General features: G+C 40.2%; 13 protein-coding genes and 1 tRNA gene. 9 read left to right on the top strand and 5 right to left on the bottom strand.

What is annotated here, in order from left to right; genetic code table 11:
* Positions 1-12 precede the first annotated feature (12 nt).
* The 5 genes from ACFFGT_RS30220 to ACFFGT_RS30200 all read left to right on the top strand — a co-directional run bounded on the left by ACFFGT_RS30220 (position 13) and on the right by ACFFGT_RS30200 (position 6,707).
* Positions 13-669 carry an oxidoreductase gene (locus tag ACFFGT_RS30220; protein ID WP_377026249.1) on the top strand — a complete coding sequence of 219 codons (657 nt, stop codon included), beginning with the start codon at positions 13-15 and terminating at the stop codon, positions 667-669.
* On the top strand, positions 666-2,531 hold the full coding sequence (locus ACFFGT_RS30215; protein WP_377026248.1) for an ABC-F family ATP-binding cassette domain-containing protein: 1,866 nt from the start codon (positions 666-668) through the stop codon (positions 2,529-2,531). Before ACFFGT_RS30220 ends, ACFFGT_RS30215 begins: the two co-directional genes overlap by 4 nt.
* Positions 2,531-2,776, top strand: a complete 246-nt coding sequence (locus ACFFGT_RS30210; protein WP_377026247.1) for a CBU_0592 family membrane protein — start codon at positions 2,531-2,533, stop codon at positions 2,774-2,776. Before ACFFGT_RS30215 ends, ACFFGT_RS30210 begins: the two co-directional genes overlap by 1 nt.
* A 313-nt stretch (positions 2,777-3,089) precedes the next feature.
* Positions 3,090-4,952, top strand: a complete 1,863-nt coding sequence (gene mnmG / locus ACFFGT_RS30205; protein ID WP_377026246.1) for a tRNA uridine-5-carboxymethylaminomethyl(34) synthesis enzyme MnmG — start codon at positions 3,090-3,092, stop codon at positions 4,950-4,952.
* A gap of 114 nt (positions 4,953-5,066) precedes the next feature.
* Positions 5,067-6,707 carry an Ig-like domain-containing domain gene (locus tag ACFFGT_RS30200; RefSeq protein WP_377026245.1) on the top strand — a complete coding sequence of 547 codons (1,641 nt, stop codon included), beginning with the start codon at positions 5,067-5,069 and terminating at the stop codon, positions 6,705-6,707.
* Here the strand turns inward: ACFFGT_RS30200 and ACFFGT_RS30195 are convergent.
* Positions 6,697-7,209, bottom strand: a complete 513-nt coding sequence (locus ACFFGT_RS30195) for a gamma carbonic anhydrase family protein (protein ID WP_377026244.1) — start codon at positions 7,207-7,209, stop codon at positions 6,697-6,699. The genes ACFFGT_RS30200 and ACFFGT_RS30195 overlap by 11 nt on opposite strands.
* A gap of 84 nt (positions 7,210-7,293) precedes the next feature.
* Here ACFFGT_RS30195 and ACFFGT_RS30190 point away from each other — a divergent pair.
* Positions 7,294-7,366: transfer RNA gene (locus ACFFGT_RS30190), tRNA-Gly, on the top strand.
* A 15-nt stretch (positions 7,367-7,381) separates the two neighbouring features.
* On the opposite strand, the gene ACFFGT_RS30185 is transcribed toward ACFFGT_RS30190, so the two are convergent.
* Positions 7,382-7,858 carry a hypothetical protein gene (locus ACFFGT_RS30185; RefSeq protein ID WP_377026243.1) on the bottom strand — a complete coding sequence of 159 codons (477 nt, stop codon included), beginning with the start codon at positions 7,856-7,858 and terminating at the stop codon, positions 7,382-7,384.
* Between the two features lie 40 nt (positions 7,859-7,898).
* Entirely contained in the window at positions 7,899-9,491 is a 1,593-nt protein-coding gene (gene nadB / locus ACFFGT_RS30180; RefSeq protein ID WP_377026242.1) for an L-aspartate oxidase, read from the bottom strand.
* A 407-nt stretch (positions 9,492-9,898) separates the two neighbouring features.
* On the opposite strand from nadB, the gene nadA reads away from it, so the two are divergent.
* The 3 genes from nadA to ACFFGT_RS30165 all read left to right on the top strand — a co-directional run bounded on the left by nadA (position 9,899) and on the right by ACFFGT_RS30165 (position 12,853).
* Positions 9,899-10,891, top strand: a complete 993-nt coding sequence (gene nadA, locus ACFFGT_RS30175) for a quinolinate synthase NadA (RefSeq protein ID WP_377026241.1) — start codon at positions 9,899-9,901, stop codon at positions 10,889-10,891.
* 478 nt (positions 10,892-11,369) lie between these two features.
* On the top strand, positions 11,370-12,416 hold the full coding sequence (thiL, locus tag ACFFGT_RS30170) for a thiamine-phosphate kinase (protein WP_377026240.1): 1,047 nt from the start codon (positions 11,370-11,372) through the stop codon (positions 12,414-12,416).
* On the top strand, positions 12,416-12,853 hold the full coding sequence (locus ACFFGT_RS30165) for a hypothetical protein (protein WP_377026239.1): 438 nt from the start codon (positions 12,416-12,418) through the stop codon (positions 12,851-12,853). The genes thiL and ACFFGT_RS30165 overlap by 1 nt, the downstream gene beginning before the upstream one ends.
* Positions 12,854-13,004: 151 nt before the next feature.
* Here ACFFGT_RS30165 and ACFFGT_RS30160 read toward each other — a convergent pair whose 3' ends face one another.
* Entirely contained in the window at positions 13,005-14,375 is a 1,371-nt protein-coding gene (locus ACFFGT_RS30160; protein ID WP_377026238.1) for a DNA recombination protein RmuC, read from the bottom strand.
* Positions 14,376-14,431: 56 nt separating this feature from the next.
* A complete protein-coding gene (locus ACFFGT_RS30155) occupies positions 14,432-14,665 on the bottom strand; it encodes a hypothetical protein (RefSeq protein WP_377026237.1) in 234 nt (77 codons plus the stop codon).
* Positions 14,666-14,728: the final 63 nt, after the last annotated feature.

The raw sequence follows: 14,728 nt of genomic DNA, 5'->3' as shown, positions 1-14,728 counted from the left end.
AATCAATAAGTAATGGCCAAAAAAGCTGTAGTTGCAGGCTCAAGCGGACTTATTGGCAGTCACCTCCTGCAAATTTTATTGGAACAAGCCTTTTATGATGAAGTTTTAATCCTGGTCAGAAAAAAATTACCTCTTCAGCATAAAAAATTAACACAGCTTGTTGTTGACTTTGAACAGCCCGAAACATACAAAAATGAGCTGACAGGCCACGCTTTGTTCTGTTGTTTAGGGTCAACCAAAAAGAAAACGCCTGATTTAAGCATCTATCGCAAAATTGATCATGACTATCCGTTATTACTGGCACAATTGGCTAAGCAAAACGGAGTTGAACAATATCACCTGGTGTCTTCTATCGGGGCAAACATAAACGGGGCAAATTTTTATACTAAAACAAAGGGCGAAACGGAAGCTGACATTACAGCTGTAGGAATATCTGCCATACATATCTATCGCCCATCCTTCTTAGCCGGCGACAGGCAGGAAAGCAGACCGATGGAAAAGTTTCTTAACGGTTTGATGAAGGTGATCAATCCTCTGCTTTTTGGCAGCTGGAAAAAATACCAAAGCATTCCGGGAACCACAGTTGCTATGGCCATGTATAAACAATCAATAAAAAACGCGACTGGTGTATTTGTATACGAGTCGGATAAAATAAAACAACTATCGTGAGTACTTATCTTTCTGCCGAGAACCTTGGCCATCAATTTCATGACAACTGGTTATTTAAAAATGTAACCATAGGTATTAACCGCGGCCGTAAGGTTGCACTTGTTGGTGTTAACGGAGCCGGCAAATCAACCCTTTTAAAAATATTAGGTGGTACTATAAAACCTACCGAAGGTAAAGTAGTACAAGCCCGTGACCTTAACATGGGTTATCTTGAGCAGGATCCAAACTTCAAAAATGCGGTTACCATCAGCGATTACATTTTCCATGCCGATGACGTGCAGCAACAACTGATCCGCAGGTATGAGGAACTGATGGAGAATGATACTGAAAACAGCAAAGCCATTGAAAAGATCATGGAAGAGATGAGCGAGGTTGATGCCTGGGAATATGAGTACAAGATCAAAACTATTTTAGGCCGTTTAGATATTCATCATCTTAATCAGCATATCACTACCCTATCGGGCGGGCAAAAGAAACGTTTGGCTTTAGCTAAGCTACTTATTGAAGACCCTGAAGTTTATATACTGGATGAGCCTACCAACCACCTGGATATAGATACTATAGAATGGCTGGAAAAATTACTAACTGAAGGAAACAAAACCATATTGATGGTTACACATGACAGGTACTTCCTGGATAATGTATGTAACGAGATATTGGAGATAGACCGTGGAAAAATCCAGCCATATAATGGCAGCTATGGTTACTATCTCGAGAAGAAAGCCGAGCGTGAAGCAGCGGATGAAGCATCATTCCAGAAAAACTCAAACCTGTTAAGGAAAGAGCTGGAATGGATGCGCCGTCAGCCCCAGGCCCGTGGTACCAAATCAAAAGCACGTATTGATGCCTATTATGATCTGGAAGAGAAAACCAAAAATGGCGGTATTCGTGATAAAGTTGAACTGAGCGTTAAAACAGCACGCCAGGGCAACAAGATTATGGAGATGGATCATCTCTATAAATCATTTAACGACAATACCTACATCAATAACTTCAGCTATATATTTAAAAAAGGTGATAGGATTGGCTTAGCCGGTAAAAACGGCAGCGGTAAATCAACCTTGTTAAATATCATTACCGGCGCTTTACAACCTGATAAAGGAACTGTAGTTAAGGGAGAAACCACTGTAATAGGCTATTTTCACCAATCAGGTATCACTTTTAAAGAGGATGAGCGCGTGATTGATATCGTAAAGAACGTTGCAGAGTTCATTACCATGGCCGATGGAAAAACTATTTCTGCTTCGGCATTGCTTACTTTGTTTTTATTCCCCCCTGCTAAGCAGTACGGTTTTATATCAAAACTTAGCGGTGGTGAAAAGAAACGCCTGCAGTTAATGAGCATCCTAATGAAGAACCCCAACTTCCTGATACTGGATGAGCCTACCAATGATCTGGATATTGACACACTGAACGTATTGGAAGAGTTTTTAACCAATTATGGCGGTGTATTAATGATGGTATCGCACGATAGGTACTTACTGGATAAGCTAACCGACCAACTTTTTATCATGGAAGAAAAAGGTCATGTACGCATCTTTAACGGCAACTATTCATCATACAGGCTCGAGTTGGAAGAAGCCAAACAACAAGCTAAAAAACCCGCTCCTGTGGCGCAAACACAAGCCCCAGCAGCTAAAAAAAGTAAGCTTAGCTTTAAAGAAGCCAAAGAATTGGAAGGTATAGAAGCCGAGATCAACACTATCGAAACAAGTATAAAAGATAAAACCGCACAACTGGATACAGTAGGTATTGACCCTAAAAAGCTTGATGAAATATTGAAGCAAATAGAGGTTTTAAATAAACAATTGGACGATAAAAGCGCCCGTTGGATGGAATTAACCGAGTTAAACGAAGGATAATGAAAACATCAGATATCATAGCAACAACAGGTGTCATCATTCTTTTGATAGCTTTTTTACTGAATTTAACAGGTAAACTATCAGCACAGAATAAGATTTACAGCTTAATGAACTTTATCGGAGCGGGAACATGTGGCTATGCTTCATACATGATAAACTTCTACCCTTTTGTGGTATTAGAGAGCATTTGGGCATTTGTAGCTTTAATATCATTATTCAGGGTTCCACGTGGAACGTCAGTATAGATAGGTATTTTTGCAAGCTATAACCCTTTATTTAGAAGTTTAAGTAAAACAATTTAAGCTTCGATAAAGGCTTAAGATCATAATCTAAGAATAACGTTCCACGTGGAACGCGTAAATAAGTCGGAAATCATAAGTTCGAAGTTTAATGAAAAAATCGAATTTTAAACTAAACTTTCGGCTTTTGATATCAAAATTAACGTTCCACGTGGAACAAGTATTAAGTTAGATGTACAAAATCATAAGTCAAATCAAACAGACTACGGATTAAAAACTTCCGATTTAAGACTTCAAAACGTGGAATAAGGAGGATAAAATGTTTAAGAAATATAACGTAATAGTAGTAGGTGCCGGGCATGCAGGCTGTGAAGCTGCTGCTGCCGCTGCTAACTTAGGTTCGTCAGTTTTGCTGATAACCATGAATATGAGCACCATTGCACAGATGAGTTGTAACCCGGCCATGGGCGGTGTTGCTAAGGGACAGATAGTGCGCGAGGTAGATGCTTTGGGTGGATATTCGGGTATCATAACTGATAAAACATCTATCCAATTCAGGATGCTTAACCAGTCAAAAGGCCCGGCCATGTGGAGCCCACGTGCTCAAAGCGACCGGATGCGATTTGCTGAAGAGTGGCGTTTAGCATTAGAACGTACCCCCAATGTTGATTTTTGGCAGGATACTGTTACCTCCCTCCTGGTAAAAAACAATACCATTGCAGGTGTACGTACCTCTATTGGTATCGAAATTGAAGCAGATGCTGTGGTATTAACCAACGGCACTTTCTTAAATGGAGTGATCCATATAGGAGAGAAAAAGTTTGGCGGAGGTCGTACAGGCGAGAAAGCTGCTACCGGTTTAACCGAGCAACTGGTCACTTTAGGATTTGAATCGGGCAGAATGAAGACCGGTACCCCACCCCGTGTGGATGGCCGCAGTCTTAATTATAGCCTGATGGAAGAGCAATGGGGCGACCCTGTAAGAGGCAAATTTTCCTTTACCGATGTACCGATGATAGAGGAACAACGCTGCTGCTGGATCACCTATACCAATACCAATGTACACGAAACCTTAAAAGAAGGCTTCGAAAAATCTCCCATGTTTACTGGAAGAATTAAAGGTTTGGGTCCGCGTTATTGCCCATCCATTGAAGATAAGATCAACCGTTTTGCCGAGCGTGACCGTCACCAGATTTTCGTTGAACCGGAAGGGTTGAATACAGTCGAGATCTATGTAAATGGTTTCTCAACCTCCCTGCCAGAGGATGTTCAATACAAAGCACTCACCAAAATACCGGGTTTTGAAAATGCAAAAATGTTCAGGCCTGGGTATGCCATTGAGTACGATTTCTTCCCTCCTACACAATTAGGTTTAACCCTGGAGACTAAACTGATCAGTAACCTGTACTTTGCCGGGCAAATTAATGGCACTACAGGTTATGAAGAAGCAGCTTCACAAGGCTTCATAGCAGGTATCAATGCACATCAAAAAATTAATGATAAACATGAGCTGATCCTTAAAAGATCAGAATCATATATAGGCGTTTTAATAGATGACCTGGTAACTAAAGGTACTGAAGAGCCATACCGCATGTTCACTTCAAGGGCCGAGCACCGCTTGTTATTACGCCAGGATAATGCAGATATAAGGCTCTCGCCTATGGGCCATGAACTGGGATTGATCAGCGATGAGCGTTTGGAAAAGGTAAATCAAAAAGTAAAAAACTCTGACGATATCGTAGCTTACACCAAAAGCAAGTCTATCGATCCATCAACAGTAAATAGCCTGATGGAAGAGTTAGGTACAAGTCCGCTGGCACAAAGTACCAAACTGTTTAATTTATTGAGCCGCCCCCAGGTAACCTTCAATGATCTTAAAACTGCCGATGCTCCTTTAGCCGAATTGCTTTCAGCCTATGATAAAGAAACTATTGAGCAGGCTGAAATAAAAATCAAATATGAGAGTTATTTCATCAAGGAGATGGAGATAGTTGACCGGATGAAAAAAATGGAAGACCGGGAAATCAATCCAAATTTTGATTATCATACTTTGGTATCACTTTCAAAAGAGGCACGCGAAAAACTGATGAGGATAAAACCACGCACTTTAGGTCAGGCTTCACGAATTTCGGGCGTTTCACCGTCGGATATTTCAGTTTTGATGGTTCATGTATCAAGATAAACATAAATAACTGATAATTAATTAGTTATAAAAAGTCTTTTTAAATCGATTATTTTTAATTTTTAATAGTAATTGTTATAAAAACATAAAAATCGCTTATATCGCCTAAAAACCATGTTAAACACAAAACCGGCAATTTTTTACAAAAATTATCTACTGATTTTTATCGTTTTATTCATTTTTGGATGCGCGGCCCAACAACCACCTCAGGGAGGGCCGCGCGACCAGACCCCACCCAAATTGGTGAAGGCAATTCCCGGAAACAAAACCCGGAATTTTGCTGCCAAACAAATTGACCTGGAATTTGACGAATTTATTAAGCTCACCAACGCTTACCAAGAGATCAGTATGAGCCCGGCTATGGAGAAGCAACCGGAGTACTCATCAAACAAAAGAAAATTAAAAGTTGAGTTTAAGGATTCGCTCCAAAAAAATACAACCTACGTTATCAACTTTGGTAAGGCTATACAAGATGTAAACGAAAGTAATATCCTGAAAAATTTTACTTATGTTTTTTCGACCGGTAATCATATCGACTCACTCAGCATCACCGGGTCGGTAACCAACACCCTCACCCAGGAAAAAGAGAAAGATGTATTGGTCTTCCTCTTCCCTGTAAAGCAGGACACCCTCTTCGGAAAAAAGAAACCTTCCATCTTTGCGCTCACCGACTCGTCAGGAAATTTTGCGTTGAACAATTTGCGTGAAGACGACTACCGCATTTATGCATTAAAAGAAGCAAGCCCTGATAAAATTTTTAATCGTGATGATGAACTGATCGCATTCCTTAAAAAGCCTGTCCATCTCAGATCTGATACATCGAACATTCAGTTAAATCTTTTCAAACAGGATCCGGAAAAATTCAGGGTATCCGAAAAACGTTTTGACAGTGATGGGAAATTATTATTGGTCTTTAATAAAGGTTTAACACAACCGGCCATCAAAGTTATTTATCCTACGGATGTAGATAACAGGAAACAGGTATCCTTTTCCCGTACAAAAGATACGGCTTCTGTTTATCTGCGTAACATGAACTTTGACTCGTTGCGTGTAGCCATATTTGATAAAGGCAAAGCAATTGACACCATTTACCAATTAAAGCGGAAAAACGAAAGTTTTACACGTACTTTAACAACAGCTTATAATATTGGCAACGACAGCAAATTAAAACCAGGCAGCAATCTGGTAATTACTGCAAATATCCCTATCGAGAATTTTGATCAATCGCAAATTACTTTGAACGAAGACTCTGTAGCCACAAGTGATTATACCTTACAAAAAGATACAGGTAATTATAAGCTACTTAATTTAAAATATCGATGGCGCGAAAATAGCAAATATGAACTCATATTGAACGAAGGTGCATTGACCGATATTTATGGCGATAAAAATAAACGTTTATCTAAAAAATTCCAGATCAATAAACTGGATAATTATAGCCAGCTTACTGTAAAGCTAACCGTGCCCGACACTTCCAAAGCATATGTAGTTGAACTGCTAAGCGAAGACAAAAAAATAATCCAAAGCGACCCAATTACTAAAAGTACTTCACTGGTATATAAAGGGATCCTGGCTGCTAAATACTATGTGAGGATTATTTACGATGAAAATAAAAACGGTAAGTGGGATAGCGGAAACGTGCGGCTAAAACGACAGCCCGAAAATATCTGGCTTAATGAAAAACTTATTACGCTGAGACCAAACTGGGAAGCAGAAGAACCGGTCACCATTCCCAAGGAACGTATTACTCCTTAAACCAACCGGAGTACATGATATAATTTTGAGGCAGCTGCTTCAACATAGCCCTTTGCTCGTCGGTAAGGGGCTTTATCTTTTTTGCAGGAATGCCGGCATATAAATAGCCTGATTCGCATATTGTATTTTCCAATACCACAGCACCTGCAGCAATAATCACAAACTCGTTTACAACCGCGTGATCCATCACAATAGCACCCATGCCTATCAAAGTATGATCATGTAAAGTACAGCCGTGTACAAGCGCGTTATGCCCTATAGAAACACTGTTACCTATGTTAGTCGGCGCTTTTAAATAAGTAGCATGAATCACGGCACCATCCTGAATATTGGTATTATTGCCAATTTTTATATAATGTACATCTCCTCGGATCACGGCATTAAACCATACCGAACAATTATCTCCCATCACTACATCCCCTACTATGGTACAATTTTCGGCAATAAAACAATCGTTACCCCAAACCGGGCTTTTATCTTTAACAGGCAGAATTAATGGCATATATTAATTACTAAATTATAATTAAAAAATCCGAAATCTAAATTCTGAAATCCGAAATTTTCTTTATGTTTGAATATCAAATAAGCGAAAATAGCTCAGTCGGTAGAGCGTCAGTTTCCCAAACTGAAGGCCGCGGGTTCGAATCCCGTTTTTCGCTCAATTAATTACCTGTTTACCAAAACTTCCACCAACTCTTATCCTTCTTATTTATATCCCAATAACTGTCATCGAAAGGTTCATTGGTAAAATCCTTAGTTAACTGATGGCCATACACATAAATTGAATCCTCTTCTCCATTTTCAAATCTCTTCATTACTCTTTGTACCGGAAAAATTACTCCCCCATCAGGTAAGGTAATCGACATAGTAACTTCTCCATCGGCGGCTTCATCATCTGTAAATAAAACAGCGTCCGGAACCTGCTTCTTAATAGTTTCAATAATATAAGATGCTATAGAAAACATTGTGCTACCCAATCTATTGACCAACCGTCCTCCGCGTTTGGCTTTTCCGGGGGTAGAATGCTTATTGAAAAACTTATCTATTTCGATAAAACTTTTAATAGAATAATCGAGCGTTAAACCGTCAGCAGCAAAAGCCTTAATAATCCAATCAGATTGAGTTTTAATATCTTCTTTAAGAGTTCCCATAAGATGTTTTATATACCACAAGATATATAAATTATGTTACCTAAAACACCGTATCCTGTATTTGCTCAGCATGTTCCGGATAATCCGTAGTATAATGCAATCCCCTGCTCTCCTTACGTAACATGGCCGATTTTACGACGATGAACGATACCTGGATCAAATTACGCAGCTCGCATAGTTTAACAGATAACTTAGTTTTCTTGTAAAAATCCTCTGTTTCCTCGTATAATAACTTCAACCGGCGCAATGCCCTTTCCAGCCTGAAATCGGAACGAACAATACCCACATAGTCATTCATCAGCTTCTGCATTTCGCGAACGTTGTGGGTTACCAGGATATCTTCATTGGAGAGTTGTACACCTTTCTCATCCCAATCAGGAATATTATCCGGGATAACAAAACTTTCAAACTTTCCTATGGCATCTTCGTAAATGCGATGTGCAAAAACCAAGGCCTCCAACAATGAATTTGAGGCTAAACGGTTAGCCCCATGCAAGCCGGTTGATGAACATTCTCCACAAGCATATAACCTTAATATTGAAGACTGGCCAACATGATCAACCAAAATACCGCCACACATATAATGACAAGCCGGCGCAACCGGGATCATATCCTTAGTCATATCAATCCCAATTTCCAGGCATTTAGCATAAATATTAGGGAAATGGTTCAGGATATCTTTTTTACTGCGGTGCCTTACATCTAAATAAACAAAATCTTCACCCGATTTTTTTATCTCGGCATCAATAGCCCTTGCAGTAATATCACGTGGCGCCAATGATTTACGCTCATCGTATTCATGCATAAATTCCTCACCATTGGTTCGTTTTAAAACACCGCCGAAGCCACGAACGGCTTCTGATATTAAGAACGAAGGATATTCACCCGGATTATATAAAGCGGTTGGGTGGAATTGCATGAACTCCATATTACGTACTTTGCCTTTAGCCCGGTATACCATAGCAATACCATCACCTGTTGCAATGGTCGGGTTAGTAGTAACCGCATAGATATGCCCGGCACCACCAGCTGCCATCACTGTAACTTTTGAAAGAATCTTTTCAACAATCTTTGTTTCGGTATTAAAGGCATAGATCCCAAAGCAGGTGATATCAGTGCTTGATTTACCTACCAGCTCACCCAAATGGTGCTGCGTAATTAAATCAACAGCAAAATAATGCGTAAGTATCTCAATATTAGGGTTTTTATGAATTTCCTCTAAAAGTGAACGCTCTATCTCCCAGCCAGTTACATCTTTATAGTGTAATACACGAAACTCGGAGTGGCCGCCCTCTTTTGCCAGGTCATAAACCCCTTCATTTGTCTTATCGAAATTGGTTCCGTAATCAATTATTTCGTTAATGCGGGCCGGGCCTTCTTTAACAACGGCTTCAACAACTTCACGGTCGCAAAGTCCATCACCACTTACTAAGGTATCCTGGATATGTTTTTCAAAAGAATCTTCTTTTTTATCCACAACCACCGCAACCCCTCCCTGGGCATATTTGGTGTTGGATTCGTCTTCGTTCGACTTTGTAACTATCAGAACCTTACCATGCTTCGCTGCTTTGAGCGCAAAACTTAATCCGGCTATCCCTGAACCCACTACAAGGAAATCAACATTTCGGGTCATATTTTATATGAATGTGTGTAAAAGTAGTACTAATGTTAATAACAGCTGTAAAACCTGTTAAGTTTATGTAAACAAAAAGTGAAAAATAGTTTACAGTGTGTATAACTTGCTTTCACGTGTCGAATATCAATAATTTTTGAGCGACTTTTACGACACTTTAGTCATAAAGCTAACATTTTGCCAACCCTGAAAATATTAACATAAAACTTTTTAAAATAAAAATTGATTGTCATACATATCTAAAAATCAGTAGGCTAAATGGTGGAAAAGTGTTTATATGTGTTAATAAATTGTGAAAACTAATTTTTAAAACAAAAATTACTCCGACTTTTGCACATTACCAACACCCTAATAAACAATAGTTTTCTTTTATATAAAAAGTAGTTGTTATTAATTGAATTGTGGAAATGAATACCTTCGAAGAAATAAATCTGAAAGGATACGTGGATGAAGAAATCGATCCGACGCTTGATCTTTTCGTGGAAATTGAAAAATTAAAAAAGCAAAAGAATGCGGTGATCCTGGCGCACTATTACCAGGATGGTGACATCCAGGATATTGCCGATTACATTGGCGATAGTTTGGGATTATCTCAACAAGCCGCCAAAACGGATGCCGACATTATTGTTTTTGCAGGCGTACATTTCATGGCCGAAACAGCCAAGATCCTGTCGCCAACAAAGAAGGTTTTACTGCCAGATGCAAAGGCAGGTTGTTCATTAGCAGATAGTTGTCCTCCTTACTTGTTTAAAAAGTTTAAGGAAAACTATCCGGATCACCTGGTGATCACTTATGTAAACTGCACGGCCGAATTGAAAGCTTTAAGCGATATTGTTTGCACATCGAGCAATGCGGTGCAGATTGTAGAAAGCCTGCCGAAGGATCAAAAGATCATCTTTGGGCCGGATAAAAACCTTGGTGCATGGGTAGCCAAAAAAACAGGTCGAGACCTGGTATTGTGGAATGGTGCCTGTATGGTGCATGAGATATTTTCGAGAGAAAAAATCACCAAACTGAAGGAAAGGCACCCGGGAGCTAAATTGTTGGCGCACCCTGAATGCGAGGATGTTATACTGGAAATGGCCGATTATATCGGCTCAACAACAGGCATTTTGAAATATGCTGGCAGCCATCAGGATAAAGAATTTATAGTGGCAACGGAAGCGGGGATTTTACACCAGATGCAAAAGGAAAACCCGGATAAAATATTTATTCCGGCGCCGCCAAACAACAATTGTGCATGCAATGATTGTCCGCATATGAAGCGTAACACACTGGAAAAATTGTACCTGTGTTTAAAAAATGAAATGCCTGAGATTACGGTCCCCGAGCATATCATTGAAAAAGCGGTAAAACCGATTGAGCGAATGCTGGAGATTTCTGCACAGCTGGGATTGTAAGAAATGAAGATAAAGACTTACGAAGTTTTTAAAACTTCGTAAGTCTGAGCATACACAGGACGATTTCAGCGATTTTTTGATTGGTAAAATCATCTTGATTTGAAACTTATAAACCGGGTAAATGTGGAAAACAGGGAGGGTTTGGATTGAAGCTATTTTTCATATAAAATGTCCTTGATGTGCTAAAAAGGCCAAAAATCTTAAAAAATTTTTCCGCCAAAGGCGGATATAATGTATAAAGGTTGCGGCCCGGAAAATGGAGTTATCCACATTGTTGTTAAAAAGTATAAAAGCCGAACGGAAATAGGAGTCGATATATTTGTCGTCCGTTTTTGGAGGTGAGAAAATTTTTGTGGGTATTTGATTAAAAATTGTAAAAAAAATTTCCCGCCAAAGGCGGAATGTGTGAAACCGGGTTGCGGCCCGAAAAGGAAATGAATCGGTGAAATAAAATGACATCGGTGCAATCGAAAAAACTATGTTTGAAAATCAGGATAGAACGAATTTAGAAGAGCTTGGTGAATTTGGCCTTATCGGCCATTTGACCAAAAATATCAAACTCACCAACGAAAGCTCGAAAAAGGGTGTTGGCGATGATGCAGCCGTACTTGATTTCGCCGGCAAGAGGGTGCTGATCAGCACGGATATGCTTTTGGAGGGAATTCATTTTGATTTGGCATATACGCCGCTTAAACATTTGGGTTACAAAGCTATACAGGTAAACCTGAGTGATATTTATGCTATGAATGGTATAGCATCACAGGTTACGGTTTCTATCGGGATGTCGAGTAAATTTCCGTTGGAAGCCATTGAGGAGCTTTACCAGGGGATCTATATCGCCTGCGAAAAATATAATGTGGATTTGATAGGTGGTGATACCACCTCGTCAAAACAGGGATTGGTGATCAGCGTTACCTCCATTGGCTATGCGGACGAAGCGGATATTGTATACCGCAATGGTGCTGAAGAAGGTGATTTGATTTGCGTATCAGGTGATTTAGGTGGCGCTTATACCGGGCTGCAGTTGCTTGAACGCGAAAAATTAATCTATCTGGAAAACCCTAATATCCAGCCTGATCTGGAAGGGAAAGACTACATTGTTGAGCGCCAGTTGAAGCCCGAAGCGCGCCGCGATGTGGTGGAGCTGCTGAAAAGCATCGAAGTAAAACCAACCGCGATGATCGATGTATCTGATGGCCTGGCTTCAGAACTATTGCACATCTGCAAGCAAAGCAACAAGGGTTGTAACCTGTACGAAGAAAAAATCCCGCTTGACCCGATGACATTTGAAACGGCCCGTGAGTTTAACCTTGATCCTACTATTTGTGCTTTGAGCGGCGGTGAAGATTATGAACTGCTGTTCACCGTTAAGCAGGCGGATTATGATAAGATCAAGTTTAAAATGGATATCAGTATCATCGGCTATATCACTGAAGCATCGGCAGGTTGTAACCTGGTCACCAAGAGTGGTACCGTACATGAACTGAAAGCCCAGGGTTGGAATGCATTTAAAAAAGCTGAATAATGTTGCAGGGAGCGTTTGATAAATTTTACCTCAACAATCATCCCGATGGTAAACCACCGGAGATTTTTGTGAAAGGAATTTTACTGCTTTATTTAGGCTTATTGATTCAAACGCTCAATAATTATTTAGATGGGTTTAATTTTTCAGCCATCCTGTTTATTTTCGTTGCGGTTGGATTTTTGATCTTTGTTACCGGCGAAGGGAAGAAATGGGCAAGGATCATCCTTTCTGTTTTGATACTGCTGAATGTTTTTTTTCTGGGTTCTTCGCTATTGTATAGTTTTGGAATTTTGCATGATGCTTCATCAGCGAAAAGAAATATTGAAATGCCTGTTTATCTCATTATTTTAACCATTGCCGAGATCATTTTTGAATTATGGGGATGGGCGTTGATGTTCACCAAACAGGCTGATTGGTGGTTTGAGCGGAAGACATAATTAAAAAAATGTCATTGCGAGCGATAGCGTGGCAATCTCGTAGCTGTGCTATACATAATGCAAATCCGCCCTGTATAGCTACGAGATTGCCGCGTCGCTCCTCGGCTCAAGCCCTACGCCGCTCCTCGCAATGACATGATTTTTTAACTACTTACTCATCCCCAATAAACTTCTGATCAATCTGCTTATCCGCCTTAGCACCTAACTTTTTAATCTTTTCGGCAGTAGTGGTCAGGTTGCCTCTACCCTCTGATAGTTTATTGATGGCATTATTATAAGCCGATTGTGTTTGATTGATGTTTTTGCCAATGCTGTCCATATCGCCTAAAAAGCCCACAAACTTATCATACATATCGCCGCTTAAACGGGCAATTTCCAATACGTTACGGTTTTGGCGTTCCTGTTTCCACATACTGGCAATAGTGCGCAGGGTGGCCAATAATGTTGATGGACTAACAATTACCACTTTTCTGTCCCAGGCATAATTGAACAGCTCACCATCCAGTTGTACAGCTATACTGAATGATGATTCTATCGGCACAAAAAGCAACACAAAATCGGGCGAATTGATCTTGTACAGGTCGTGATATTTTTTGGCTGATAAGCCTGCAACATGCCCGCGGATAGATTCCACATGGGCTTTGGCGAAGAGTTTGCGGTCGTCTTCGGTATCGGCATTTACCAGTTTTTCGTAGGCTATCAATGACACTTTGGAATCGATAATAAGGTGCTTTTCATCGGGTAAGTCGATGATTACATCTGGTTGGTATCTTGTACCGTCGGTAGCTTGTAAAGCGGCCTGGATGCGGTATTCCTGGTCTTTAACCAGGCCTGAGCGTTCCAGTACCCGCTCCAGGATCACCTCACCCCAGTTGCCCTGTTTTTTATTGTCCCCCTTAAGGGCTTTGGTCAAATTTTGGGCCTCGTCGCTGATCTGTTTATTGAGGTCCATCAGCTGGGTGATCACCCCTTTCAGGGTGTTCCGCTCGGCGGCCTCCATGTTGTACACTTTCTCTACCTTATCCTCAAATGCTTTCAGGTTTTCCTTTAGCGGATTAAGGATAACATCCAAATTACTCCGGTTGATATCGGTAAATTCCTTTGATTTTTCTTTAAGCAGTTTTTCGGCAATGTTTTCAAATTCGCGCTGAAATTGGGTACGGATTTGCTCTATTTCGACTTTTTGTTCCTGTAGTTTTTCCTGCTGCGATTTATAGTAAGCCCGGGCGCTTTCCAATGATTGATTGGCCTGCGTCAGCTGGTTACGCTCGTATAAAAGTTCATCGATAAGGCGGTTCTTTTCCTCCTTCAAAAAGTTGGTAATGCTTTCTTTTTCAGCAGCTAAGCCGTTGGATTTTTCTTCGGCTTTTGCCAATGAAATTTTAAGCTGATCATGCTCAGAACGAAGTTTATTTAATTCATCAGCAGAGATCAGCTCAATAGCTTTTGGTTTTTTGAGGAATAAAAAAACAGCTATCAGCAGGATAACAAGGGATACAATTACTAATATAATACCAGTCATTTATTTGATAAAAATATTAGCAAAGTAAAGTATTAAAAACAACAAATGCTAATAAATTAATGCACCGGGTGCACAGCCGAATCGGTATCAGCACCAAGTGTAGTAGTATCCGATGAATTGGGTGTAGCAGCACTGTTGCCGGGTGTTGCTGTTTTGGTTGAATCGGCAGGGCCGCCGCTGCCTTTGGCTGCACTGCTATCGTTTTGCCGGGTGTTGTTTTTATCGGAGCTGTGACAGGAAGTGAAGAAAATGCCGGTGGTGATAAAAGTAAGGATTATGATCTTTTTCATAGGGTTCTTATAAACTATCTAAAAATAATAAAAAAGAAACGTCATTGCGAGGTGCGAAGCAAT

Origin of the sequence: Mucilaginibacter angelicae (assembly GCF_042434235.1) — a bacterium.
GTDB lineage: Bacteria > Bacteroidota > Bacteroidia > Sphingobacteriales > Sphingobacteriaceae > Mucilaginibacter > Mucilaginibacter angelicae.
This window is presented reverse-complemented; position numbering and strand designations above follow the sequence as displayed.